At 72.4% G+C, this 25711-nt stretch carries 25 protein-coding genes; 23 read left to right on the plus strand and 2 right to left on the minus strand.

The genetic code is table 11. From position 1 onward, the window contains the following. Positions 1 to 90 precede the first annotated feature (90 nt). Entirely contained in the window at positions 91 to 1605 is a 1515-nt protein-coding gene (locus tag ACFYOU_RS10670) for an oxidoreductase (RefSeq protein WP_391304976.1), read from the minus strand. Positions 1606 to 2222: 617 nt separating this feature from the next. Between ACFYOU_RS10670 and hisD the strand changes: the two genes are divergently transcribed. Genes hisD through hisF form a run of 8 tightly spaced genes read left to right on the plus strand, consistent with a single transcriptional unit; the run spans position 2223 to position 7960 of the window. Then, positions 2223 to 3548: a histidinol dehydrogenase gene (gene hisD, locus ACFYOU_RS10675; protein ID WP_391304730.1), complete on the plus strand. Its 1326-nt coding sequence runs from the start codon at positions 2223 to 2225 to the stop codon at positions 3546 to 3548. After that, positions 3524 to 4660: a histidinol-phosphate transaminase gene (locus ACFYOU_RS10680; RefSeq protein WP_391304732.1), complete on the plus strand. Its 1137-nt coding sequence runs from the start codon at positions 3524 to 3526 to the stop codon at positions 4658 to 4660. The genes hisD and ACFYOU_RS10680 overlap by 25 nt, the downstream gene beginning before the upstream one ends. After that, a complete protein-coding gene (gene hisB, locus ACFYOU_RS10685; protein ID WP_385485521.1) occupies positions 4657 to 5259 on the plus strand; it encodes an imidazoleglycerol-phosphate dehydratase HisB in 603 nt (200 codons plus the stop codon). Before ACFYOU_RS10680 ends, hisB begins: the two co-directional genes overlap by 4 nt. Before the next feature lie 3 nt (positions 5260 to 5262). Beyond that, positions 5263 to 5427, plus strand: coding sequence for a hypothetical protein (locus ACFYOU_RS10690; RefSeq protein ID WP_385485519.1), 165 nt, complete (start codon positions 5263 to 5265; stop codon positions 5425 to 5427). Between the two features lie 10 nt (positions 5428 to 5437). Continuing rightward, positions 5438 to 6088 (plus strand): imidazole glycerol phosphate synthase subunit HisH, encoded by a 651-nt coding sequence (gene hisH, locus ACFYOU_RS10695; protein WP_387006240.1) that lies wholly within the window; start codon positions 5438 to 5440, stop codon positions 6086 to 6088. Then, positions 6085 to 6813, plus strand: a complete 729-nt coding sequence (priA, locus tag ACFYOU_RS10700; protein WP_389761446.1) for a bifunctional 1-(5-phosphoribosyl)-5-((5-phosphoribosylamino)methylideneamino)imidazole-4-carboxamide isomerase/phosphoribosylanthranilate isomerase PriA — start codon at positions 6085 to 6087, stop codon at positions 6811 to 6813. Before hisH ends, priA begins: the two co-directional genes overlap by 4 nt. After that, entirely contained in the window at positions 6810 to 7208 is a 399-nt protein-coding gene (locus ACFYOU_RS10705; RefSeq protein ID WP_391304735.1) for a Rid family hydrolase, read from the plus strand. The genes priA and ACFYOU_RS10705 overlap by 4 nt, the downstream gene beginning before the upstream one ends. Continuing rightward, complete coding sequence (gene hisF / locus ACFYOU_RS10710; protein WP_385485512.1) at positions 7205 to 7960, plus strand: imidazole glycerol phosphate synthase subunit HisF; 756 nt, start codon at positions 7205 to 7207, stop codon at positions 7958 to 7960. The genes ACFYOU_RS10705 and hisF overlap by 4 nt, the downstream gene beginning before the upstream one ends. 56 nt (positions 7961 to 8016) lie before the next feature. Here hisF and ACFYOU_RS10715 read toward each other — a convergent pair whose 3' ends face one another. Then, positions 8017 to 8652: a TIGR03085 family metal-binding protein gene (locus ACFYOU_RS10715; protein WP_389761441.1), complete on the minus strand. Its 636-nt coding sequence runs from the start codon at positions 8650 to 8652 to the stop codon at positions 8017 to 8019. Between the two features lie 240 nt (positions 8653 to 8892). On the opposite strand from ACFYOU_RS10715, the gene hisI reads away from it, so the two are divergent. From hisI to ACFYOU_RS10790, 15 genes are all read left to right on the plus strand, one after another. Then, a complete protein-coding gene (hisI, locus tag ACFYOU_RS10720) occupies positions 8893 to 9261 on the plus strand; it encodes a phosphoribosyl-AMP cyclohydrolase (RefSeq protein WP_385485508.1) in 369 nt (122 codons plus the stop codon). A gap of 11 nt (positions 9262 to 9272) precedes the next feature. Beyond that, positions 9273 to 10778 (plus strand): anthranilate synthase component I, encoded by a 1506-nt coding sequence (locus tag ACFYOU_RS10725; protein WP_387006225.1) that lies wholly within the window; start codon positions 9273 to 9275, stop codon positions 10776 to 10778. Positions 10779 to 10830: 52 nt separating this feature from the next. After that, the gene (locus ACFYOU_RS10730) at positions 10831 to 11493 is read left to right on the plus strand and encodes a TIGR02234 family membrane protein (RefSeq protein WP_389761437.1); all 663 of its coding nucleotides are present in this window, start codon (positions 10831 to 10833) and stop codon (positions 11491 to 11493) included. Positions 11494 to 11665: 172 nt separating this feature from the next. Continuing rightward, positions 11666 to 11887, plus strand: a complete 222-nt coding sequence (locus ACFYOU_RS10735) for an HGxxPAAW family protein (protein ID WP_385485502.1) — start codon at positions 11666 to 11668, stop codon at positions 11885 to 11887. Between the two features lie 186 nt (positions 11888 to 12073). Further along, the gene (locus ACFYOU_RS10740) at positions 12074 to 12535 is read left to right on the plus strand and encodes a DUF2752 domain-containing protein (protein WP_391304738.1); all 462 of its coding nucleotides are present in this window, start codon (positions 12074 to 12076) and stop codon (positions 12533 to 12535) included. A gap of 154 nt (positions 12536 to 12689) precedes the next feature. Beyond that, positions 12690 to 13499: an indole-3-glycerol phosphate synthase TrpC gene (trpC, locus tag ACFYOU_RS10745; RefSeq protein WP_387006220.1), complete on the plus strand. Its 810-nt coding sequence runs from the start codon at positions 12690 to 12692 to the stop codon at positions 13497 to 13499. A 7-nt stretch (positions 13500 to 13506) separates the two neighbouring features. Then, on the plus strand, positions 13507 to 13701 hold the full coding sequence (trpM, locus tag ACFYOU_RS10750) for a tryptophan biosynthesis modulator TrpM (protein ID WP_389761430.1): 195 nt from the start codon (positions 13507 to 13509) through the stop codon (positions 13699 to 13701). Between the two features lie 185 nt (positions 13702 to 13886). Beyond that, complete coding sequence (gene trpB / locus ACFYOU_RS10755; protein WP_391304740.1) at positions 13887 to 15194, plus strand: tryptophan synthase subunit beta; 1308 nt, start codon at positions 13887 to 13889, stop codon at positions 15192 to 15194. A 59-nt stretch (positions 15195 to 15253) separates the two neighbouring features. Beyond that, on the plus strand, positions 15254 to 16051 hold the full coding sequence (gene trpA, locus ACFYOU_RS10760; RefSeq protein ID WP_389761660.1) for a tryptophan synthase subunit alpha: 798 nt from the start codon (positions 15254 to 15256) through the stop codon (positions 16049 to 16051). 146 nt (positions 16052 to 16197) lie between these two features. Next, positions 16198 to 16977: a thioredoxin domain-containing protein gene (locus ACFYOU_RS10765; RefSeq protein ID WP_391304743.1), complete on the plus strand. Its 780-nt coding sequence runs from the start codon at positions 16198 to 16200 to the stop codon at positions 16975 to 16977. A 173-nt stretch (positions 16978 to 17150) separates the two neighbouring features. Beyond that, positions 17151 to 18131, plus strand: a complete 981-nt coding sequence (lgt, locus tag ACFYOU_RS10770) for a prolipoprotein diacylglyceryl transferase (RefSeq protein ID WP_391304744.1) — start codon at positions 17151 to 17153, stop codon at positions 18129 to 18131. Between the two features lie 203 nt (positions 18132 to 18334). Further along, positions 18335 to 19066 carry a VIT1/CCC1 transporter family protein gene (locus ACFYOU_RS10775; RefSeq protein WP_391304746.1) on the plus strand — a complete coding sequence of 244 codons (732 nt, stop codon included), beginning with the start codon at positions 18335 to 18337 and terminating at the stop codon, positions 19064 to 19066. Positions 19067 to 19167: 101 nt separating this feature from the next. After that, a complete protein-coding gene (locus ACFYOU_RS10780) occupies positions 19168 to 19347 on the plus strand; it encodes a hypothetical protein (protein WP_387006205.1) in 180 nt (59 codons plus the stop codon). A gap of 148 nt (positions 19348 to 19495) precedes the next feature. Then, on the plus strand, positions 19496 to 24088 hold the full coding sequence (gltB, locus tag ACFYOU_RS10785; RefSeq protein ID WP_391304748.1) for a glutamate synthase large subunit: 4593 nt from the start codon (positions 19496 to 19498) through the stop codon (positions 24086 to 24088). Beyond that, on the plus strand, positions 24081 to 25541 hold the full coding sequence (locus ACFYOU_RS10790) for a glutamate synthase subunit beta (RefSeq protein WP_389761416.1): 1461 nt from the start codon (positions 24081 to 24083) through the stop codon (positions 25539 to 25541). The genes gltB and ACFYOU_RS10790 overlap by 8 nt, the downstream gene beginning before the upstream one ends. Positions 25542 to 25711 lie beyond the last annotated feature (170 nt).

Below are 25711 nucleotides of genomic sequence, written 5' to 3' on the forward strand. Positions count from 1 at the left end.
AGGGCAACCCGGTGACGGTTCGGTAACCGCGTCCGGGTTGCTTCCGCGACGGTCAAGTCCCGGCAAAGGCCCCGGCCCCGGGGCGGACCCTCAGCCCCGGCGCAACAGCCGGGTCGCGCCGGCCGCCACCGCCGTCGCCAGGATCCACCCCGCGATGATCATCGTGGTGGCGAACCACTGCCACCACCCGGACAGCCGCCAGTGACCGTCCTGGCCGAGGTCCATCACCGGGATCAGCAGGTCCAGGGCGAACAGCGCCGCGTTCCAGTCCGGGTGGTCGTCCGGTTTCAGCGGGGGCGGCGCGGCCCGGGAGAACGCGACCCCGCAGGCACCCCACAGCACCGCCATCCACAGGGCCGCCCGGCCGGGGCGGTACCCGTAGGCGACGGCCCAGTCCTGGGCGTACCCCCACAACTTGGCCCCGATCGGCAGCGTCTCCCGTCGTCGGCGCTGCTTGGCGAGCAGCACCTCGCGCGCCTCGGCGTCCTCCCCGCTGTCCCGCAGCACCGCGGCCAGCCGCTCGTACGGCTCGGGGTGGTACTCCGGGGTGGCCGCCGCCACCCACTCCAGCCGGCGCGCCAGCGGGAAGCTCCCCGTCGGCACCAGGTGTTCGTACCAGAAGCCGCCCATCTGGAGCCGGCCGGCACCGGGCCAGCTGGTCGACCGGTCGACCAGGTTGACCACCCGCGCGCCCGACAGGACCGCCCGCCCGCGGTCGGGGCGCTCCCCGAGGAAACGTAACTCCGGGGTCTGCACCCGGCGCAGCGACAGTTCCTGGTCGTCGGTCATCACGAACCGCGCCCCGGCCAGGTCCACGGCGTCCCCGAATCGTCCGTCGTCCAGGCGGACGCCGCCCCGGCACTCGAAGCGCCGCACCCGGGTCCCGTGCGCGGGGGTCGTGCCGCCGTTGGCGACCGGGTCGATGACGGCGGCGGGGGTCAGGTACAGCGAGCGTTCGACGGTCAACTGCGGGGCGTTGAGCGCACGGTCGCCGTACGGATTGACCAGCCGGCTGCCCCGCAGGCTCAGCGACACCCCGACCTTCGCCCCGCGCAGGCTCACCTCGCCGTACGCCTCCAGCAACTCCGCCTGGAGGTCCTGGCCGACGCTCATGCCGTCCGCCACCAGCGCCCGGCCGCGGCGGTCGCCGAACACGACGGCCTGGCTGAGCAACAGGTCCGTGCCGATCTGGGCGTCGGTCATGCGGATGCCGTGCTGGAAGCGGCAGCGCGGCAGGTGCAGGTCGCCCTCGGTGTGCACCCGGGCCGCCTCCAGCCGGGGCACCGCGCAGTCGACCATCCGCAGCGTCACGAACCCGGCCTCCGGCAGCAGCACCTCCCGTTCGAAGCGGCACCGGTTCAGCTCCACGTACGGGGAGACCGTGCCGCCCGCCAGATCGAGGGTGCCCGAGACGAACAGTCCCGTCAGCTTCAGCGAGGCGACCCGTCCGGGCAGCGCGGGCGGCCCGTCCAGCAACAGCCAGCACACGACCCTCGCCCGTACCGTCCGCTCCGGACCCCAGGGCCGTCCGCCGTGCGGATCGTCCGCGAACGGATCGCCCGTGCGCAGGTCGTAGCGGCTCCCGTTGCGGAACGCCTGCCACATGCCGATCTCCGCCGCGGTGAGACCGTCCGGCGGATCGCCGGTGCTCGTCGCCGTACCCCCGTCGTCCGCGCCACTGCCGACCACCACGCCTCCTCGCTGCTCCCTGCTCAGTTGCCGAACTGCCGAACTGCCGAACTGCCGAACTGCCGAGTTGCTGAATTGCCGAGTTGCTGAATCGCTGGGTTGTCTCGTGGGTCGCACTGCTCCGTGGTCCGTGCCCGCGTCGACGCACGGCATCGCCGCACCGTGCGCGTCGTCGGTGCCGCCCGTATCGCGAGGACGCCGATCAGCCGCTCGCCGGTCACGCAGGGTGACGGCTCGTGGTGGGTGGCGATCCTGGGCGGTCCGTTCCATCGAGGCCGTTCCGCGCTGGCCGTGTCGTCCGTGACGTCCGTGTCGGGGGCGCGATCCCCTCGACCCCGCGCGGCTCATCCACCTCGGTGGCTCGTACGATCGTTCATACCCCCTGGGTGATGATATGAACACGTACGGTGAGGTCGATTGGGGGCGTGCTGGCGCAGCGTCACGTTCGGATGCTCCCGGCGCCTTCGGGTGCCCCGTATCAGTCATTGATACGCCCGCCCGACGGTCTCGCGCCGTCTGAGAGAATTGGGTCCGTGATCTCCCGAATCGATCTGCGCGGTGACGCCCTCCCCGAGGGCGGCGCCCTGCGCGACCTGTTGCCCCGTGCCGACTTCGACGTCGAGGCCGCCCTGGAGAAGGTGCGACCCCTCTGCGAGGACGTGCACCATCGGGGCGACGCGGCGCTGATCGACTTCGCGAAGCGGTTCGACGGGGTCGTCCTCGACCGGGTCAAGGTTCCCGCCCGGGCGCTCGCCGACGCGCTGGCCGCCCTCGATCCCGCCGTGCGCGCCGCACTGGAGGAGTCGATCCGTCGCGCGCGCCTGGTCCACCGCGCCCAGCGCCGCACCGCGCACACCACCCAGGTCGTCCCCGGCGGCACCGTCACCGAGAAGTGGGTGCCCGTCGAGCGGGTCGGGCTCTACGCCCCCGGCGGCCGGTCGGTGTACCCGTCCTCCGTCGTGATGAACGCCGTCCCCGCCCAGGAGGCCGGCGTCGCCTCCATCGCCCTGGCCTCCCCGCCGCAAGCGGAGTTCGACGGCCTGCCGCACCCCACCATCCTGGCCGCCTGCGCCCTGCTCGGCGTGGACGAGGTCTACGCCGTCGGCGGCGCCCAGGCCGTCGCCATGTTCGCCTACGGCACCGAGTCCTGCCCGCCCGCCAACATGGTCACCGGCCCCGGCAACATCTGGGTCGCCGCCGCCAAGCGCTACTTCACCGGTCGCATCGGCATCGACACCGAGGCCGGCCCCACCGAGATCGCGGTCCTCGCCGACGACACCGCCGACCCGGTCCACCTCGCCTCCGACCTGATCAGCCAGGCCGAACACGACCCGCTGGCCGCCGCCGTCCTGGTCACCGACTCCGCGGCGCTCGCCGACGCGGTCGCGGAAGAACTCAAGCCCCAGGTCGCCGCGACCAAGCACGTCGAGGACCGCGTCGTGCCCGCCCTCACCGGCCGCCAGTCCGCGATCGTCCTCGTCGACGGCATCGAGGAGGGGCTGCGCGTCGTCGACGCCTACGGCGCCGAGCACCTGGAGATCCAGACCGCCGACGCCGCCGCCGTCGCCGACCGGGTCAAGAACGCCGGCGCGGTCTTCGTCGGCCCCTGGGCCCCCGTCTCCCTCGGCGACTACTGCGCGGGCTCCAACCACGTCCTGCCCACGGGCGGCTGCGCCTGCCACTCCTCCGGGCTGTCCGTGCAGTCGTTCCTGCGCGGCATCCACATCGTGGACTACACCCGTGAGGCCCTGGCCGAGGTCGCCCACCACGTGGTGACCCTCGCGGAGGCGGAGGACCTGCCCGCGCACGGCGCGGCGATCAAGGCACGGTTCGGATGGAAGGTTCCCCAGAGCAAGTGACCCGCATCGACGACCTCCCCGTGCGCGACGAGCTGCGCGGCCAGAGCCCCTACGGCGCGCCCCAACTCGACGTCCCCGTCCGGCTGAACACCAACGAGAACCCGTACCCGCTGCCCGACGCCCTGGTCGAGCGGATCACCGAGCGGGTCCGCGAGGCCGCCCGGCACCTCAACCGCTACCCCGACCGGAACGCGATCGAGCTGCGCACCGCACTCGCCGCGTACCTCACCCGCACCGGCGGCCACCGCGTCGACACGGCCAACGTCTGGGCGGCCAACGGCTCCAACGAGGTCATCCAGCAGCTCCTCCAGACCTTCGGCGGCCCCGGCCGCACCGCGATCGGCTTCGAGCCCTCCTACTCGATGCACCCGCTGATCTCCCGCGGCACCGGCACCGGCTGGATCGACGGGCCCCGCAACGCCGACTTCACCATCGACGCCGACGCCGCGGCCCGGGCCGTCACCGCACACCGGCCGCACGTCGTGTTCATCACCTCGCCCAACAACCCCACCGGCAACGCGGTGCCCGCCGAGACGGTCCTCGCCCTGTACGAGGCCGCGCAGGCCGCCCGACCGTCCCTGGTGATCGCGGACGAGGCGTACGTCGAGTTCAGCCACGGCGAATCGCTGCTGCCGCTGCTCGAAGGCCGCCCCAACCTGGTCATCTCCCGGACCATGTCCAAGGCGTTCGGCGCCGCGGGCCTGCGCCTCGGCTACCTCGCCGCCGACCCGGCCGTGGTGGACGCGGTGCAACTCGTCCGGCTGCCCTACCACCTGTCGGCCGTCACCCAGGCCACCGCCCTGGCCGCCCTGGAGCACACCGACACCCTCCTCGGCTACGTCGAGCAGCTCAAGTCCGAACGGGACCGGCTGGTCACCGAACTGCGCGCCCTCGACTACGAGGTGACCGTCTCCGACGCGAACTTCGTGCAGTTCGGTCGCTTCGACGGCGAGGGCGGCGCGCACGCCGTGTGGCAGCGCATCCTGGACCGGGGCGTCCTCGTCCGCGACAACGGCGTACCGGGATACCTGCGGGTCTCCGCCGGCACCCCCGAAGAGAACGACGCTTTCCTCGACGCGGTCCGCGAAGTCAAGAAGGAGCTCAGCGCATGACCCCCCAGGCACGCATCGGAAGGGTGGAACGCTCCACCAAGGAGACCTCCGTCCTCGTCGAGATCGACCTCGACGGCAGCGGCAAGGTCGACGTGTCGACCGGGGTCGGCTTCTACGACCACATGCTCGACCAGCTCGGCCGCCACGGTCTGTTCGACCTCACCGTCAGGACCGAGGGCGACCTGCACATCGACACCCACCACACCATCGAGGACACCGCGCTCGCCCTGGGCGCCGCCTTCAAGCAGGCCCTCGGCGACAAGGTCGGCATCTACCGCTTCGGCAACTGCACGGTCCCCCTGGACGAGTCCCTCGCCCAGGTCACCGTGGACCTGTCGGGCCGCCCCTACCTCGTGCACAGCGAGCCCGAGCAGATGGCGCCCATGATCGGCACCTACGACACCACCATGACCCGGCACATCCTGGAGTCGTTCGTCGCCCAGGCGCAGATCGCGCTGCACGTCCACGTGCCCTACGGGCGCAACGCCCACCACATCGTGGAGTGCCAGTTCAAGGCCCTCGCCCGCGCCCTGCGCTACGCGAGCGAGCGGGACCCGCGCGCGGAGGGCATCCTCCCGTCCACGAAGGGCGCCCTGTAAGCCATGAACGGACTGTCCACCGTCCTCATCTTCGTCGGGCTCTTCCTGGTCGGCGGCATCGTCTCCTTCGCCAAGCAGGGCCTGTCGAAGAGCCTGCTGGTCCTCCTGTCCATCGGCGCCGGCATGTGCCTGGTCGCGGGCGTCCTGCGACTCGACTACTGGAACTGAGGAGGCCGCCTTGAGCACCAGCAGCAGCCGCAAGAAGGTGGTCGTCTTCGACTACGGCTTCGGCAACATCCGCTCCGCGGAACGCGCCCTCGCCCGGGTGGGGGCCGACGTCGAGATCACCCGCGACTACGACACCGCGATGAACGCCGACGGACTGCTCGTCCCCGGCGTCGGCGCGTTCGCCGCCTGCATGAACGGCCTCAGCCAGGCCCGCGGCGACTGGATCGTCGACCGCCGGCTCTCCGGCGGCCGACCCGTCCTGGGCATCTGCGTCGGCATGCAGATCCTCTTCGCCGAGGGCATCGAACACGGCGAGCGGACCGAGGGCCTCGACCAGTGGCCCGGCACCGTCGAGCACCTCCAGGCCGACGTGGTGCCGCACATGGGCTGGAACACCGTCGACGCGCCCGCCGACTCCCGGCTGTTCGCCGGGCTCGACGCCGACGCCCGCTACTACTTCGTGCACTCCTACGCCGTCCAGGACTGGACCCTGGAGATCACCAACCCGGCGATGAGCGCCCCGCTCGTCACCTGGTCCACGCACGGAAAGCCCTTCGTCGCCGCCGTCGAGAACGGCGCCCTGTGGGCCACCCAGTTCCACCCCGAGAAGTCCGGCGACGCCGGAGCCCAGCTCCTCACCAACTGGATCGGAACCCTGTGAGCACGCTTGAACTCCTCCCCGCCGTCGACGTCCGCGACGGTCAGGCCGTCCGCCTCGTGCACGGCGAGTCCGGTACGGAGACCTCCTACGGCTCCCCGCTGGAGGCGGCCCTCACCTGGCAGCGGGCGGGCGCCGAGTGGCTGCACCTGGTCGACCTCGACGCCGCCTTCGGCACCGGCGACAACCGGACGCTGATCGCCGAGGTCGCCGGGGCCATGGACATCAAGGTCGAGCTGTCCGGCGGCATCCGCGACGACGCCTCGCTCGCCGCCGCCCTCGCCACCGGCTGCACCCGGGTCAACCTCGGCACCGCCGCCCTGGAGACCCCCGAGTGGGTCGCCAAGATCATCGCCGAGCACGGCGACAAGATCGCCGTCGGCCTCGACGTGCGCGGCACCACCCTGCGCGGCCGGGGCTGGACCCGCGACGGCGGCGACCTGTACGAGACCCTCGCCCGTCTCGACGCCGAGGGCTGCGCCCGCTACGTCGTCACCGACATCGCCAAGGACGGCACCCTCCAGGGCCCCAACCTGGAACTGCTGAAGAACGTCTGCGCGGCCACCGACCGTCCCGTCGTCGCCTCCGGCGGCGTCTCCTCCCTGGACGACCTGCGCGCCATCGCCGCCCTCGTCCCGCAGGGCGTCGAGGGCGCCATCGTCGGCAAGGCGCTCTACGCCGAGGCGTTCACCCTCGAAGAGGCGCTGGAGGCGGTGGCTTCCGCATGACCGACTCCGTGCGCAAGGTGGTGACGGGCGCCCCCTGGGAGGAGGCCTTCGGCTACTCCCGCGCGGTGGAGCTGCCGAACGGCCTCGTCCTGGTCTCCGGCTGCACCTCGGTGGTCGACGGCAAGATCGCCGACGGCGGCCCCCACGAGCAGGCGGTCAACTCCTTCCGGGTCGCGTTCGACGCCCTGGCGCAGCTGGGCCTGGGCGCCGAACACGTCGTGCGGACCCGGATGTACCTCACCCACGCCCGGGACGTGGACGAGGTCGGCCGCGCCCACAAGGAGCTGTTCGACGCCGTCCGCCCCGCCGCCTCCATGATCATCGTGTCCGGGTTCGTCGACCCGCGGCTCCTGGTCGAGGTCGAGGTCGAGGCGTACCGGGGCGGTGCAGCATGAGCCTCGCGGTCCGTGTCATCCCCTGTCTGGACGTCGACGGCGGCCGGGTCGTCAAAGGCGTCAACTTCGAGAACCTGCGGGACGCGGGCGACCCCGTCGAGATGGCCCGGGTGTACGACGCCGAAGGCGCCGACGAGCTGACCTTCCTCGACATCACCGCCTCGTCCGGCAACCGGGAGACCACCTACGACGTGGTCCGCCGGACCGCCGAGCAGGTGTTCATCCCGCTGACCGTCGGCGGCGGCGTCCGCACCGCCGAGGACGTCGACAAGCTGCTGCGCGCCGGCGCGGACAAGGTCGGCGTCAACACCGCCGCCATCGCCCGCCCCGACCTCATCCGGGAGATCGCCGAGCGCTTCGGCCGTCAGGTGCTCGTCCTGTCCGTCGACGCCCGCCGCACCCCCGCGGGCACCTTCGAGGTGACCACCCACGGCGGGCGCCGGGGCACCGGGCTCGACGCCGTCGAATGGGCCCACCGCGCCGCCGACCTCGGCGCCGGCGAGATCCTGCTCAACTCGATGGACGCCGACGGCACCAAGGACGGCTACGACCTGGAGATGATCACCGCCGTGCGCCGTCACGTCACGGTGCCGGTCATCGCCTCCGGCGGCGCCGGACGGCTCGCGGACTTCCCGCCGGCCGTCGCCGCGGGCGCCGACGCGGTGCTCGCCGCCTCCGTCTTCCACTTCGGCGACCTGCGGATCGGCGAGGTCAAGGACACCCTGCGGGAGGCCGGCCACCCGGTGCGCTGAGCCCGGGCGCCGGCCCCGACGGACGTCAGCTGCGGCGTCCGTCGGCCCCGTGGACGTCAGATGCCGATCTGCTTCGCCCCGTGGAGCTTCTCGACGGCCTCCTGGTCGCCCGCCAGGTCCACCGAAGCGGCGTCCTGGCGGCCGAACGCGAACATCAACAGCTCACCCGGCTCGCCCGTGACCGTCACCACGGGCGTGCCGCGGTGGGCGACCACCGTCTGACCGTCCGGGCGCCGCAGCACCACGCCCACCGGGAGCTTGCGCCCCAGTAGCCGCGCGGTGCGCTCCAGCCGGGACCACAGGGAGTCCGAGAAGACCGGGTCCAGGGGGCGCGGCGTCCAGTCGGGCTGCGCCCGGCGCACGTCCTCGGCGTGGACGTAGAACTCCACCGCGTTCGACGCCTCGTCCACCTGCTTCAACGAGAACGGCGAGAACTTCGGCGGGCCCGTCCGGATCAGTTGGATCAGTTCCTCGTACGGCTTGGCCGCGAACTCCGCCTGCACCCGCTCCAGCCGGTCCGCGAGGGGCTTGAAGAGGATTCCGCCGGCCGCGTCCGCGCGGCGCTCGCGCACCACGACGTGCGCCGCCAGGTCCCGCGTCCGCCAGCCCTCGCAGAGCGTCGGCGCCTCGGGTCCCGCCGACTCCAACAGGTCAGCGAGGAGCAGTCGTTCGCGTTTCGCATGGGTCGACATGCGGCCCAGGGTACGGCGCCCCCCGCGGCCCTGCCAGGCGACGACCCCCGCCCCCCGCCCTCCGGCCCCCTCCGCCCCGCCCCCCGGGTGCACCCCCGCCCCCGTCCGCCGGCTCCCCCTCGCCCCCGCCGTCCGGCTCCCCCGCCCCGTCCGGACGGGTGCCCCCGCGCGCCCCCCGAACGCGTCCAGTGAGCGGACCGCCGCCCCACCGGACCACCCGGGTGCAGCACAATGGACGGCATGACCAGCACGCCCCGTGAGCCCGGCGCCCTCGACCCGCGGATCGCCGCCCGCCTCAAGCGCACCCCGGACGGCCTCCTGCCCGCCATCGCCCAGCAGTACGACACCGGCGAGGTGCTCATGCTGGGGTGGATGGACGACGAGGCGCTGCACCGCACGCTCACCACCGGCCGCTGCACCTACTGGTCCCGCAGCCGCCGCGAGTACTGGGTCAAGGGCGACACCTCCGGACACGTCCAGCACGTCAAGTCCGTCGCCCTCGACTGCGACGCGGACACCCTCCTCGTCAAGGTCGACCAGGTCGGCGCCGCCTGTCACACCGGCGACCGCACCTGCTTCGATGCCGGCACCCTGCCGCTGGGCCAGTAGGGTCACCCGCCATGGACCTGGAGACCTTCCGCAAGCTCGCCGCCGACCGCCGCGTCGTCCCCGTCAGCCGCACCCTCCTCGCGGACGGCGACACCCCGGTCGGGCTGTACCGCAAGCTCGCCGCCGAACGCCCCGGCACCTTCCTGCTGGAGTCCGCCGAGAACGGCCGCTCCTGGTCCCGCTACTCCTTCGTCGGGGTCCGCAGCGCCGCCACCCTCACCACCCGGGACGGCCGGGCGCACTGGCAGGGCACCCCGCCGGTGGGCGTCCCCGTCGACGGCGACCCGCTCGCCGCGCTGCGCGCCACCGTCGAGACCCTGCACACCCCCCGCGACCTCACCGCCGGGATGCCCCCGTTCACCGGCGGCATGGTCGGCTACCTCGGGTACGACATCGTGCGCCGCCTGGAGAAGATCGGCCCCGGCGAACAGGACGACCTGAAGCTGCCCGAGCTGACCATGCTGCTCACCTCGGACCTCGCCGTGCTCGACCACTGGAACGGCACGGTGATGCTCATCGCCAACGCCATCAACCACAACGACCTCGACACCGGGGTGGACGAGGCGTGGGCCGACGCCGTCGCCCGGCTCGACGCCATGGAGGCCGACCTCTCCCGGCCGCTCGCCCAGCCCCCCGCGGCGCTGCCGCCCTCGGAGCTGCCCGAGTTCACCGCCCGCTGGGGCGGCCCCGACTACCAGCTGGCCGTGGCGGACATCAAGGAGCGCATCCGCGCCGGCGAGGCGTTCCAGGTGGTGCCCTCCCAGCGCTTCGAGACCCCGTGCGAAGCGAGCGCCCTGGACGTGTACCGGGTCCTGCGGGCCACCAACCCGTCCCCGTACATGTACCTGATCCGCTTCGACGGGTTCGACGTCGTCGGCTCCTCGCCGGAAGCCCTGGTCAAGGTCGAGGACGGGCACGCCCTGCTGCACCCCATCGCCGGCACCCGGCCGCGCGGCGCCACGCCCCAGGAGGACCAGGCCCTCGCCGACGAACTCCTCGCCGACCCCAAGGAACGCGCCGAGCACCTGATGCTGGTCGACCTCGGCCGCAACGACCTCGGCCGGGTCTGCGAGCCGGGTTCCGTCGAGGTCGTCGACTTCATGTCCATCGAGCGGTACTCGCACGTGATGCACATCGTCTCCACGGTCACCGGCCGGGTCGCCCCCGGCCGCACCGCGTACGACGTGCTGACCGCCTGCTTCCCCGCCGGGACGCTCTCCGGCGCGCCCAAGCCCCGGGCCATGCAGATCATCGACGAGCTGGAGCCCTCCCGGCGCGGCCTGTACGGCGGGTGCGTCGGCTACCTGGACTTCGCCGGGGACTCCGACACGGCCATCGCCATCCGCACCGCCCTGCTGCGCGACGGCACGGCGTACGTGCAGGCCGGGGCCGGGGTCGTCGCCGACTCCGACCCCGAGATGGAGGACCAGGAGTGCCGCAACAAGGCGGCGGCCGTGCTCCGGGCCGTCCACACGGCGAACCGCCTCGCCGGCGCCCGGGACACCGGGCGCGGCTGACGGGCCCCACCCCCGGGTCGGTCCGGCGGGTCGGGCAAGGGATAGTGGGGGAGTGACTTCCGCCGTACCGCAGCCCCGTGGGGGCACCGAACGACCGTCCGCCGGGGGCCGGGCCGGGCTCCGCAGCCTGGCCGTCGCCCTGTTGCTGGGCGCGGTCGGTTCCGCCGTCGCCCTGCTGGCCAGCCGTCAGGGGTGGACCGAGGGCACGGCCTCCGTCCCGGGCGGTGACTTCCCGCTGACCGCCAAGGGCAGCGAGGTGACCGGCGTTCCCGCGGCCCTCGCGGTCGTCGGACTCGCCGCACTGGTCGCCGTGTTCGCGGTCCGCCGGGCCGGTCGGGTGCTCGTCGCCGCGCTGCTCACCCTCTGCGGTGCGGGCACCGTCGTCGCCGCCGTGCTCGGCGCGAGCGACAGCGCGGCCCTGGACGACCGGGCCGCCGAGGTCTCGGGCGACGCCTCCGCGACCGTGGACGCCCTCAGCCACAGCAGCTGGCCGTACGTCGCCGCCGCCGGGGGACTGCTCATCCTGCTCGCGGGGCTCCTGGCGCTGCGTTACGGCCGGCTGTGGCCCGCCATGTCCGGCCGCTACGAACGCGACGGCACCCCGCGCCGTCGCCGCGCCCCGGTCGTCGACCCCGACCGCCCCGAGGACCTGTGGAAGGCCATCGACCGCGGTGAGGACCCCACCCAGGCGGACGGCCCGTCGCCCGCCACGTAGGGGGACGCCCAGGAGGAGGGGCCCTCGGCCCCCGTTCAGCCGTACGGGCGCGCGCCGCCGCCCACCCCGCGCGCACACCGGACCCCTCCGTGCGGGAGAATGACCCCGAGCGTCCGGGTCGCTACGCGCAGCCGGTCGCACACAGCCGCCTTTCAGCAACGAGGAGCAAGTCATGTCGGGCAGCAGCCACGGTCACACCCCGGCCGCCTGGGTCAGCGTCATCATCGCCTTCGTGGGTTTCTGCGTTGCGGGTGCCTTCATGGTCATGGCGAACACGGTCGGCTTCTGGGCCGGCATGGCGATCCTCGCGCTCTCCCCGATCGTCGGCGGCGCCATGAGCATGGCCGGCATGGGACAGAAGCGGCCCAAGGACATCCTCCGCGCCGAGAGCTGAGGCCACGGGGACGCCGCGCGCGGGGGCCGACCCGCGCGACGCGCCCCGGGGGACGGGCGGGCCGGGTGACCACACCGGGGCCCGCCTTCCGTGCGTCCGGGGCCAGCCCGCGCGTTCTGGGGGGAGACGACCCCCGCCCGCCCCGCACGTCGCGCGCGGGCGGGACACCGGGGGCAGAATGCTCGCGTGAGCGCCGAATCCGAGTACGTCCCGGCCCCGGCCCCCGCCGGAGCGGCCCCGACCCGCCCCGACCCGCCCCTGCGGCGGCTCCTGGTGCCGGTGGGCGTCCTCGGCGCGGTGGCCGCGGGCTTCGCCTACGTGGGTGCGGTGGACCCGGGCGAACCCGGCCACTACCCTGCCTGTCCGCTGTTCCGGCTCACCGGCCTGCTCTGTCCGGGCTGCGGCGGACTGCGCAGCGCCCACGCCTTCGTCCACGGGGACCTGGGCGCCGCCCTGGGCGCCAACGCACCCGCCGTCCTCGCCTACCTCGCCTTCGCCGTCCTGTGGACGACGTGGGCGGTGCGGAGCGCACGCGGACGCTCCTTCGGCGTCGTTCCGCCCACCGCGGTGCTCTGGGCCACCGGCGCGCTGCTGGCCGCCTTCACGGTTGTCCGGAACCTGCCGTTCGGTGGCTGGCTCAGACCTTGATCATCAAAGAACGTCCAGGTAGTGGGACCGCACGGCACCGGATGCGGACCCGCTGCGGTCCTGCGGATACCATCACAGTGACCACCCGAACCGCTCACCGGCGATCCGGGATCACCGCCTCACACGTCAACCGTCAGGGAAGGGGGCCGCTCGCGTGAGTGTGCTCGACGAGATCATCGACGGAGTCCGTGCCGACCTCGCGGAAAGGCAGGCGCGGGTCAGCCTCGACGAGCTCAAGGAGCGCGCGGCGAAGGCTCCCGCGGTCCGCGACGGCGCCGCCGCACTCCGCGGCGAGGGCGTCCAGGTCATCTGCGAGGTGAAGCGGTCGAGCCCCTCCAAGGGCGCGCTCGCCGCGATCGCCGATCCCGCGGCGCTCGCCGCGGACTACCAGGCGGGCGGCGCCGCCGTCATCTCCGTCCTCACCGAACAGCGCAGGTTCGGCGGCTCCCTCGCCGACCTGGAGGCCGTCCGGGCCCGGGTGGACATCCCCGTCCTGCGCAAGGACTTCATCGTCACCTCCTACCAGCTGTGGGAGGCCCGTGCGTACGGGGCCGACCTCGCGCTGCTGATCGTGGCCGCCCTCGACCAGCCCGCCCTGGTGTCGCTCATCGAGCGGGCCGAGTCCATCGGGCTGACCCCGCTGGTGGAGGTCCACGACGAGGACGAGGTGGAACGGGCCGTCGACGCGGGCGCCCGGGTGATCGGCGTGAACGCCCGCAACCTCAAGACCCTCAAGGTCGACCGGGCCACCTTCGACCGGGTCGCGCCGGAGATCCCGGACGGGATCGTCAAGATCGCCGAGTCGGGCGTGCGCGGTCCGCACGACCTCATCGCGTACGCCAACGCCGGCGCCGACGCGGTGCTCGTCGGAGAGTCCCTGGTGACCGGCAAGGACCCCAAGACCGCCGTGTCCGACCTCGTCGCCGCCGGCGCGCACCCCGCCCTGCGGCACGGCAGGAGCTGACCGACCGGTGCCCATCGCGTCCCGACTCGCCCGCGGCTGCAAGCCGCGCGGCTGCCGCGCGCCCGCGCGCAAGGTCCGCGGACGCCGGGTGCGGTACGTGATCGGGGACGAGCCGGGGCAGGTCAACGGGATGCGATGGTGCGCCCCCGACGGCACAGGAGCAAGGCAGACCACCCGTACGGCGGGGTCCGCGCGGGGCTGACGCACGCCCCGCGGTCCGGACCCGGTGCGGTGACCGGTCACGCCGGGACGACACGCGGTCCGGGCGGTTCGGCGCACCGGCGCCGGGCCCGCCCGGGACCGCGCCCGCCCGGCCGCCGCGCCGTCCTGTGCACCGTGGCCATCGTCGGACTACATCCGGGGCACTGCGCCCCGCGAGGAACACACATGCCCAGTGATTTCTTTGTCCCCGACCCCGAGGGTCGGGTCCCCGACGTCGAGGGGTACTTCGGCGCGTTCGGCGGGAAGTTCATCCCGGAGGCCCTGGTGGCCGCCGTCGACGAGGTCGCCGTCGAGTACGACAAGGCCAAGACGGACCCCGTGTTCGCCGCCGAACTCGAAGACCTCCTCGTCCACTACACGGGGCGTCCCAGCGCCCTGACCGAGGTCCCGCGCTTCGCCGAACACGCCGGCGGCGCCCGGGTGTTCCTCAAGCGCGAGGACCTCAACCACACCGGCTCGCACAAGATCAACAACGTGCTCGGGCAGGCCCTGCTCACCAAGCGCATGGGCAAGACCCGCGTGATCGCCGAGACCGGTGCCGGACAGCACGGCGTGGCCACCGCCACCGCCTGTGCACTGTTCGGCCTCGAATGCACCATCTACATGGGCGAGATCGACACCCAGCGCCAGGCGCTGAACGTCGCCCGGATGCGCATCCTCGGCGCCGAGGTCGTCGCCGTGAAGTCCGGTTCCCGCACCCTCAAGGACGCCATCAACGAGGCGTTCCGCGACTGGGTCGCCAACGTGGACCGCACCCACTACCTGTTCGGCACCGTCGCGGGCCCGCACCCCTTCCCGGCCATGGTGCGCGACTTCCACCGGGTCATCGGCGTCGAGGCCCGCCGACAGATCCTGGAGCGGGCCGGCCGACTGCCCGACGCCGCCGTGGCCTGCGTCGGCGGCGGCTCCAACGCCATCGGTCTGTTCCACGCGTTCCTCCCGGACGCCGCGGTCCGGCTCATCGGCTGCGAACCGGCCGGGCACGGCATCGAAACCGGGGAGCACGCGGCGACCCTGACCGCCGGCGAGCCGGGCATCCTGCACGGCTCCCGCTCGTACGTCCTCCAGGACGACGAGGGCCAGATCACCGAGCCCTACTCCATCTCCGCGGGTCTCGACTACCCGGGCATCGGCCCCGAGCACGCCTACCTCAAGGACAGCGGGCGCGGCGAGTACCGCGCCGTCACGGACGACGCCGCGATGCAGGCGCTGCGCCTGCTGTCCCGCACCGAGGGCATCATCCCGGCCATCGAGAGCGCGCACGCGCTGGCCGGCGCCCTGGAGGTGGGCCGGGAACTCGGTCCGGACGGACTGGTCCTGGTGAACCTCTCCGGACGCGGCGACAAGGACATGGACACCGCCGCGCGGTACTTCGGGCTGTACGACGACGGCGACACCGCCGCCCACACCGACGCCGTCGTCGCGGCGAACAGCGACGGCGGCGCCGCCGAGATCCAGGGGGACGCGAAGTGAGCGGGACGACCAGCACCAGCGCTCCGGAGGCCGCAGCGCACCTCGGCGGCCAGGGCGAACTGTTGAGCGCCACCCTCGCCGGGGCGCGCGCCGAGGGCCGGTCGGCCCTCATCGCCTACCTCCCGGCCGGGTTCCCCACCGTCGACGGCGGCATCGACGCCGTCAAGGCGGTCTTCGAGGGCGGGGCCGACGTCGTGGAGGTCGGGCTCCCGCACAGCGACCCCGTCCTGGACGGGCCGGTCATCCAGACCGCCGACGACATCGCGCTGCGCGGCGGGGTGCGGATCGCGGACGTGATGCGCACGGTCCGCGAGGCGTTCCTCGCCACCGGCAAGCCGGTCCTGGTGATGACGTACTGGAACCCGATCGACCGCTACGGCGTCGAGCGGTTCACCGCGGAGCTGGCCGAGGCCGGCGGCGCCGGCTGCATCCTGCCCGACCTGCCGGTCCAGGAGTCGGCGCCGTGGCGGGAGAACGCCGACAAGCACGGGCTCGTGACCGTGTTCGTCGTGGCGCCCAGCAGCCGGGACGCCCGGTTGGCCGAGATCACGGCCGCCGGCTCCGGATTCGTCTACGCCGCCTCACTGATGGGGGTCACCGGCACCCGGGAGTCGGTGGGGGAGCAGGCGCAGGACCTGGTGCGCCGCACCCGCACCAGCACCGAGCTGCCGGTCTGCGTCGGGCTCGGGGTGTCCAACGCCCGACAGGCCGCCGAGGTCGCCGGCTTCGCCGACGGGGTGATCGTCGGCTCGGCCTTCGTCAAGCGGATGCTGGACGCGGAGGGCCCCGCCGAGGGCCTGGCCGCGGTGCGACAACTGGCCGCCGAGCTCGCCGAGGGCGTGCGAAGCCACCGCTGAGCCGGTCCCGCTCCGGGGCGCGCGGTCATCGTGCGCGCGCCCCGGAGCGGTGGCGGTTCCGGGAGCTCCCCTCGGGGCCGCTTCACCCGAAGGGATGGTCCTCCCGTCGGGTGGGGACGGCGGCGGCACTGTGTCGTTTGCCGGGTGTGAGTGACAAGAACCGTGAGGGAAAGCGCACAGCCCGCGAGCGGCTGGCGGTCGAACGCGAGCGTGAGAAGGGGCGCGAGAAGCGCCGCCGGACCCTGATCGTCAGCAGCGCCGTCGTCGGCGTGCTGGGGTTGGCCAGCGTGATCGGCGTGATCGCCGCGAACTCCGGCGGCAGCAAGGGCGAGACCTCGGGTCCCGTGGTCGTGCCGAAGGGCGCCACCGGGCAGGACGGGTTGGTCATCCCGGTGGGCGAGAGCAACGCCAAGTCGACCCTCACGATCTGGGAGGACTTCCGCTGTCCCGTCTGCAAGATCTTCGAGGACACCTACCGGTCGACCATCCACGAGCTGACCGACAGCGGCAAGCTCAAGGTCGACTACCGCTTCGCGACCCTGATCGACGGCAACATGGGCGGCAGCGGTTCGCTGCACGCGGCCAATGCGGCGGCCTGCGCCCAGGAGGTCGGGAAGTTCCCCGCCTACCACGACGTCCTCTTCGCGAACCAGCCCGCCGAGACCGATGACGCCTTCGCCAGCAACGCCAAGCTGATCGACCTCGCCGGCGAGGTCGACGGCCTCGCCACGGACTCCTTCCGCAGCTGCGTCAACGACGGTACGCACAACAGTTGGGTCGCCAAGTCCAACAAGGCGTTCCAGGACGGCGACCTGCGGGGCACCCCGACCGTCCTGCTGAACGGCAAGGACGTCTACGGCGACCAGGCGAACCCGTTGACCCCGGCGAAGCTCAAGCAACTGGTCGAGAACGCCGACCAGGGCTGACCCGGGACTGACCGGAGCTGACCGGAGCGGTCCGGCAGGGGCGGCGGGGCGCCGACATCGAGACAAGATCGGACAAGGGCCCCGCGCCCCGCACCACGGCCGGGCCCGTTACCCAGACGTGTCCGGGGTCGGTTGTCGGATGCGGCGCCGGTCAGGGTAGCGTCGGACCTGCCATGGAACTTGCCTTCATCCCCAGCCCGTCACGCGGTGTGGTGCATCTCGGGCCCATCCCGCTCCGCGGCTACGCGTTCTGCATCATCATCGGTGTCTTCCTGGCGGTCTGGCTCGGCAACCGCCGCTGGATCGCCCGGGGCGGACGGGCCGGAACGGTCGCCGACATCGCCGTCTGGGCCGTGCCCTTCGGCCTGGTCGGCGGTCGCATCTACCACGTGATCACCGATTACGAGCTGTACTTCGGTGCGGGCCGGGACTGGGTCGACGCCTTCAAGATCTGGGAGGGCGGCCTCGGCATCTGGGGCGCCATCGCCTTCGGTGCGCTCGGCGCCTGGATCGGCTGTCGCCAGCGCGGCATCCCGCTGCCCGCCTACGCGGACGCGGTCGCCCCGGGCATCGCCCTCGCCCAGGCCGTCGGCCGCTGGGGCAACTGGTTCAACCAGGAGCTGTACGGTCGGCCCACCGACCTGCCCTGGGCCGTGGAGATCACCGCCTCCACCGACGGTCGCGTCCCCGGGACGTACCACCCGACGTTCCTGTACGAGTCGCTGTGGTGCGTGGGCGTCGCCGTCCTGGTCATCTGGGCGGACCGCCGCTTCCGGCTGGGACACGGACGGGCCTTCGCCCTGTACGTCGCCTCCTACTGCGTCGGCCGCTTCTGGATCGAGTACCTGCGGGTCGACGAGGCCCACCACATCTTCGGGCTGCGCCTCAACAACTGGACGGCGCTCCTGGTCTTCGTGCTCGCCGTCGTCTACTTCGTGCTGTCGCTGAAGAAGCGCCCCGGCCGCGAGGAGATCGTCGAGCCGGCCGAGGGCACGGGGACCACGGACTCCACCGAGGGCCCGACCGACGCCGCCGACGCGGACACCGACGCCGCTGACGCGGCCGAGGAGACCGGCGACGGGGCGGGCAAGGAGCCCCGCAAGCCGCGGGGACCGACGACGAAGGCGGCGGGGTCCGGAGCCGACAAGGGCTGACCGGTCCCGCGCGGCCGCACCGCACGCACCGCACGCACCGAAGAGGGGACGGACCACGTGTCCGTCCCCTCTCGGCGTGCCCGCACCCGCCAGCACCCCGGCCGCGGCGGGTAAGTATGGCCTTCCTTGCTGGTGAGAGACGTTTTTCGTGCGTAAGTTCGGGAGTGTTCGTACGAAGATCGAGGAAGGGAGTCGGCGGGGCCATGGCCATCATCGACACTCAGGCGCCCCTTCATGAGGCGCACCGGGACAACCACACGCACCGGGACGTCAACGGTGGGTGGCTGCGGCCCGCGGTGTTCGGCGCGATGGACGGCCTGGTCTCCAACCTGGCCCTGATGACCGGTGTCGCCGGCGGTGACGTCTCCCAGCGGACGATCGTGATCACCGGTCTCGCGGGCCTCGCGGCGGGCGCGTTCTCGATGGCGGCGGGGGAGTACACCTCGGTGGCCTCGCAGCGGGAGTTGGTGCAGGCCGAGCTGGCGGTGGAGCGCCGGGAGCTGCGCAAGCACCCGCAGGACGAGGAACGCGAACTGGCACAGCTGTACGAGGCCCGGGGCGTGGAGCCGGAACTGGCCCGCGAGGTCGCGCGACAGCTGTCGAAGGACCCCGAACAGGCGCTGGAGATCCACGCCCGCGAGGAGCTGGGCGTCGATCCCACCGACCTGCCGTCCCCGACGGTCGCCGCCGTCTCGTCCTTCGCGGCCTTCGCCCTGGGCGCGCTGCTGCCCGTGCTGCCGTACCTGCTGGGCGCCGGGGCCCTGTGGCCCGCGGTGCTGGTGGCGCTCGTCGGACTGTTCCTGTGCGGGGCGGTCGTGGCGAAGGTGACCGCACGGTCCTGGTGGTACAGCGGACTGCGCCAGCTGGTCCTGGGCGGTGCGGCCGCCGCCCTGACCTACTTCCTGGGCGTGCTCATCGGGACGGCCGTAGGATGACGTCGGGCGCCCGGCACCGGTGAGGTACGCGAGAAGTCGCGGAGACAACTGTTACCGCGCGGTTTCGAATCTTTGACGGCTGGGCATGAGCCGTAAGCGCTGTGGGCAACGAAGCCCTCCCGCTCCCCGAGGACCCCTGGTCGCCGACCCGACCCGACCAGAGGGGTCCCCGCACCAAGGCCGCCGACGTCCTGGGCCCCGGACAGCACCGGGGCCGGCCGACGGTCCCCGTCCCCCGCACCACCCCGCTGAGCCGCCCCTCGCAGGAGCTGACCGCTTGACCTCCGGTACCGTCCGGTGTCCGGATGGTGAAATGCGTAATCCGCTTTTCGAGAAGCATTCCATCATGTAACCTGCACGAAATTTTCGCAGAGGGCCAACGTCGTCCCTCGGCACTGGAAACATGCCACGACGACGACGGGAGTGCCGATGCGTACGCCGCGCCAGCCGTCCCAGCTCCCCGTGAGCGCCCCCTGGGCGCACATGGACGCTCGCCCTGCCGCACAGGGGATGTACGACCCGCGCAACGAGCACGACGCCTGTGGCGTCGGTTTCGTGGCCACCCTCACCGGCGAGGCGAGCCACACGCTGGTCGACCAGGCACTCACGGTTCTGCGCAACCTTGAGCACCGCGGCGCCACCGGCTCCGAGCCCGACTCCGGGGACGGCGCCGGAATCCTCACCCAGGTGCCCGACGCGTTCCTCCGCGAGATCACCGACTTCCCGCTGCCCGGGGCCGGTGCCTACGCCGTCGGCATCGCCTTCCTGCCGCAGCACGGCACCGACGAGCACACCGCGCGCATCGACGCCCTCGCCGCCGAAGAGGGCCTGACCGTCCTCGGCTGGCGCGAGGTGCCCGTTGCGCCCCAGCTCCTCGGCGCCACCGCCCGCTCCACGATGCCGGTCTTCCGACAGCTGTTCGTCACCGACGGCGCGAGCACCGGGATCGCCCTCGACCGCAAGGCGTTCGTGCTGCGCAAGCGCGCCGAGCGCGAGGCCGGGGTGTACTTCCCCTCGCTGTCCGCGCGGACGATCGTCTACAAGGGCATGCTCACCACCGGACAGCTCGAACCGTTCTTCCCCGACCTGTCCGACCGCCGCTTCGCCAGTGCCGTCGCGCTGGTGCACTCCCGGTTCTCCACCAACACGTTCCCGAGCTGGCCGCTGGCCCACCCGTACCGGTTCGTCGCCCACAACGGTGAGATCAACACCGTCAAGGGCAACCGCAACTGGATGCGCGCCCGTGAGTCGCAGCTCGCCTCCGACCTCTTCGGCGACCGGGCCGCCCTCGACCGGATCTTCCCGATCTGCACCCCGGACGCCTCCGACTCGGCGTCCTTCGACGAGGTCCTGGAACTCATCCACCTCGGCGGTCGTTCCCTGCCGCACAGCGTGCTGATGATGATCCCGGAGGCGTGGGAGAACCACACCTCCATGGACGCGGAGCGCCGCGCCTTCTACCAGTTCCACGCCACGATGATGGAACCCTGGGACGGCCCCGCCTGCGTCACCTTCACCGACGGCGTTCAGGTCGGCGCCGTCCTCGACCGCAACGGACTGCGTCCGGGCCGCTACTGGGTAACCGATGACGGGCTCGTCGTCCTCGGCTCCGAGGTGGGCGTCCTCGACATCGACCCCGCGCGCGTCGTCCGCAAGGGCCGTCTCCAGCCCGGCCGGATGTTCCTGGTGGACACCGCCGAGCACCGCATCATCGAGGACGACGAGATCAAGGCCGGCCTCGCCGCCGAGCAGCCCTACCGGGAGTGGCTGGAGGTCGGCGAGATCGAGCTGGAGGACCTCCCCGAGCGCGAGCACATCGTGCACACCCACGCCTCGGTCACCCGCCGCCAGCAGACCTTCGGTTACACCGAGGAGGAACTGCGCATCCTGGTCGCCCCGATGGCGAAGTCCGGCACGGAACCCATCGGTTCCATGGGCACCGACACCCCCATCGCGGCCCTCTCCGCGCGGCCCCGTCTGCTCTTCGACTACTTCACCCAGCTCTTCGCGCAGGTCACCAACCCGCCGCTGGACGCCATCCGCGAGGAACTGGTGACCTCGCTGCGCTCCTCGCTGGGCCCGCAGGGCAACCTCCTCGACCCGACCGCCGCGTCCTGTCGCAGCGTCACCCTGCCGTTCCCCGTCATCGACAACGACGAGCTGGCCAAGCTCATCCACATCAACGCCGATGGCGACATGCCCGGGATGAAGGCCGTGACGCTGTCCGGTCTGTACCGGGTCTCCGGCGGCGGTGACGCGCTCGCCGCCCGGCTGGACGCCATCTGCGCCGAGGCCGACGACGCGATCGACGCCGGCGCCCGGCTGATCGTCCTGTCCGACCGGCACTCCGACGCCGAGCACGCGCCGATCCCGTCGCTGCTGCTCACCGCCGCCGTCCACCACCACCTCATCCGCACCAAGCAGCGCACCCACGTGGGCCTGCTGGTCGAGGCGGGCGACGTGCGCGAGGTCCACCACGTGGCCCTGCTCATCGGCTTCGGCGCCGCCGCGGTCAACCCGTACCTCGCCATGGAGTCCGTCGAGGACCTGGTCCGCGCCGGGACGTTCCTGCCCGGGGGCGAGCCCGAGGCCGCGATCCGGAACCTGATCTACGCGCTGGGCAAGGGCGTCCTCAAGGTCATGTCCAAGATGGGCATCTCGACCGTCGCCTCCTACCGGGGCGCCCAGGTCTTCGAGGCCGTCGGCCTGGCCGACGCGTTCGTCGACCGGTACTTCAACGGCACCGCCACCAAGATCGGTGGCGTCGGCATCGACGTCATCGCCGAGGAGGTCGCCGCCCGGCACGCCAAGGCGTACCCGGTGTCCGGGATCGCGCCGGCGCACCGCGCGCTGGAGATCGGCGGCGAGTACCAGTGGCGCCGCGAGGGCGAGCCGCACCTGTTCGACCCGGAGACCGTCTTCCGGCTCCAGCACGCCACCCGCAACCGCCGCTACGACGTCTTCAAGCAGTACACGGACCGGGTGAACGAGCAGTCCGAGCGGCTGATGACGCTGCGCGGCCTGTTCCACTTCGACAGTGGACGCGCCCCCGTCCCGCTGGACGAGGTCGAGTCCGTCGCCGACATCGTCAAGCGGTTCTCGACCGGTGCCATGTCGTACGGGTCCATCTCCCGCGAGGCCCACGAGACGCTGGCCATCGCCATGAACCAGCTGGGTGGCAAGTCCAACACCGGTGAGGGCGGCGAGGACCCGGAGCGCCTGTACGACCCGGCGCGCCGTTCCTCCATCAAGCAGGTCGCCTCCGGCCGCTTCGGCGTCACCTCCGAGTACCTGGTGAACGCCGACGACATCCAGATCAAGATGGCGCAGGGCGCCAAGCCCGGCGAGGGCGGGCAGCTGCCCGGCCACAAGGTGTACCCGTGGGTCGCCAAGACCCGGCACTCCACCCCGGGCGTCGGGCTGATCTCCCCGCCGCCGCACCACGACATCTACTCCATCGAGGACCTCGCCCAGCTCATCCACGACCTGAAGAACGCCAACCCGAAGGCCCGCATCCATGTGAAGCTGGTCTCCGAGGTCGGGGTCGGCACGGTCGCCGCGGGCGTCTCCAAGGCGCACGCGGACGTCGTCCTCATCTCCGGCCACGACGGCGGCACCGGCGCCTCCCCGCTCACCTCGCTCAAGCACGCCGGCGGTCCCTGGGAGCTCGGCCTCGCCGAGACCCAGCAGACCCTGCTGCTCAACGGGTTGCGGGACCGGATCGTCGTCCAGACCGACGGTCAGCTCAAGACCGGCCGCGACGTGGTGATCGCCGCGCTGCTGGGCGCCGAGGAGTTCGGTTTCGCGACCGCGCCGCTCGTCGTCTCCGGCTGCGTGATGATGCGCGTCTGCCACCTGGACACCTGCCCGGTCGGCATCGCCACCCAGAACCCGGTGCTGCGCGACCGGTTCTCCGGCAAGGCCGAGTTCGTCGTCAACTTCTTCGAGTTCGTCGCCGAGGAGGTCCGCGAGATCCTCGCCGAGCTGGGCTTCCGCTCCATCGAGGAGGCCGTCGGCCACGCGGAGGCGCTCGACGTCAGCCGGGCCGTCCACCACTGGAAGGCCCAGGGCCTCGACCTCGCGCCGCTGTTCCACGTCCCGGAACTGGCCGAGGGCGCCGTCCGCCACCAGCTCGTCGAGCAGGACCACGGGCTGGAGAAGGCACTCGACAACGAGCTGATCCGGATCGCCGCCGACGCGCTCGCCGCCACCTCGCAGGAGGCGGCGGCCCCGGTGCGCGCCCGGGTCGCGATCCGTAACATCAACCGCACCGTCGGCACCATGCTCGGTCACGAGGTGACCCGGAAGTTCGGTGGCGCGGGCCTGCCCGACGACACCATCGACATCACCTTCACCGGGTCCGCGGGCCAGTCGTTCGGCGCGTTCGTGCCGCGCGGGGTCACCCTGCGGCTGGAGGGCGACGCCAACGACTACGTCGGCAAGGGCCTGTCCGGCGGACGGATCGTCGTCCGGCCCGACCGCTCGGCCGACCACCTCGCCGAGTTCTCCACCATCGCCGGCAACACCATCGGCTACGGCGCCACCGGCGGCGAGATGTTCCTGCGGGGCCGCACCGGCGAACGGTTCTGCGTCCGCAACTCCGGGGCGCTGGTCGTCTCCGAGGGCGTCGGTGACCACGGCTGCGAGTACATGACCGGCGGCCAGGCCGTCGTCCTCGGCGAGACCGGACGGAACTTCGCCGCGGGCATGTCCGGCGGGACCGCCTACGTCATCGACCTCGACCCGGCCCACGTCAACGCCGGCAACCTCGGCGCCGTGGAACCCCTCGACGCCGACGACAAGCAGTGGCTGCACGACGTGGTGCGCCGCCACCACGAGGAGACCGGTTCCACGGTCGCCAGGAAGCTGCTCGCCGAGTGGGACACCGCCGCCGACCGCTTCAGCAAGATCATCCCCAGTACGTACAAGGCAGTGCTCGCCGCCAAGGACGCCGCCGAGCGAGACGGGCTCTCCGAGTCCGAGATCACCGAGAAGATGATGGAGGCGGCGATCAATGGCTGACCCGAAGGGCTTCCTGAACCACGGCCGCCAGGGCGCCTGTTCCCGCCCGGTGCCGGAGCGGGTGCGCGACTGGAACGAGGTCTACGTCCCCGGCTCCCTGCTGCCGATCATCAGCGACCAGGCGAGCCGCTGCATGGACTGCGGCATCCCGTTCTGTCACAACGGGTGCCCGCTCGGGAACCTCATCCCCGAGTGGAACGACTTCGCCTACCGCAAGGACTGGCAGGCCGCCTCCGAGCGCCTGCACGCCACCAACAACTTCCCCGAGTTCACCGGGCGGCTCTGCCCCGCCCCGTGCGAGTCGGCCTGCGTCCTCGGCATCAACCAGCCCGCGGTGACCATCAAGAACGTCGAGGTCTCCATCATCGACCAGGCGTGGGACAACGGGGACGTCGCCCCGCAGGCCCCCGACCGGCTGTCGGGCAAGACCGTCGCCGTCATCGGCTCCGGTCCGGCCGGGCTCGCCGCCGCCCAGCAGCTCACCCGGGCCGGGCACACCGTCGCCGTCTACGAGCGGGCCGACCGCGTGGGCGGGCTGCTGCGCTACGGCATCCCCGAGTTCAAGATGGAGAAGCGGCACATCAACCGCCGCATCGAGCAGATGCGCGCCGAGGGCACCAAGTTCCGCACCGGCGTGGAGATCGGCCGGGACATCGACGCGGTGAAGCTGCGCAAGCGGTACGACGCCGTCGTCATCGCCGCCGGCGCCACCGTCTCCCGCGACCTGCCCGTGCCCGGCCGCGAGCTGGGCGGCGTGCACTTCGCGATGGAGTACCTGCCGCTCGCCAACAAGGTGCAGGAGGGCGACTACGTCACCCCGCCGATCACCGCCGAGGGCAAGCACGTCGTCGTCATCGGCGGCGGCGACACGGGCGCCGACTGCGTGGGCACGGCCCACCGCCAGGGCGCGCTGTCCGTGACCCAGCTGGAGATCATGCCGCGCCCGGGCGAGGAGCGGAACGCCAACCAGCCGTGGCCGACCTTCCCCATGCTGTACAAGGTGACCTCCGCGCACGAGGAGGGCGGTGAGCGGGTCTACTCCGTGTCCACCACCCACTTCGAGGGCGACGAGGACGGCAACGTCCGGGCGCTGCACCTGGTCGAGGTCGAGTTCGTGGACGGCAAGCTGGTCCAGCGGCCCGGCACCGAGCGCACCCTGCCCGCGCAGCTGGTCACCCTGGCGATGGGCTTCACCGGCACCGACCAGGAGAACGGGCTCGTCGCCCAGTTCGGGCTGGAACTCGACGCGCGCGGGAACGTCGCCCGGGACGCCGAGTACCAGACCAACGTGCCCGGCGTGTTCGTCGCCGGGGACGCGGGACGGGGACAGTCGCTCATCGTGTGGGCGATCGCCGAGGGGCGCTCCGCGGCCCGGGGGGTCGACCGCTTCCTGACCGGAGCGAGCGAGCTGCCCTTCCCGGTGCGGCCCACCGACCGGTCCATCATGGTCTGACCCACCCGCGGTCCATGACCGCCCGACGGACCGTCGGTCCGTCACCAGTCGTTCCGTACAACGGCGTACGGTACAGCTCGGCGCCCGCCCCCGTCCCCGACCGGACGTGGGGGTCGGGCGCCGAGCACTTCCACCGCCCGGGGGCGCCGCTCCCCGGGCGTTCCGGTGCG

The sequence above is a fragment of the Streptomyces sp. NPDC005955 genome, assembly GCF_042871255.1.
Taxonomy (GTDB): Bacteria; Actinomycetota; Actinomycetes; order Streptomycetales; family Streptomycetaceae; genus Streptomyces.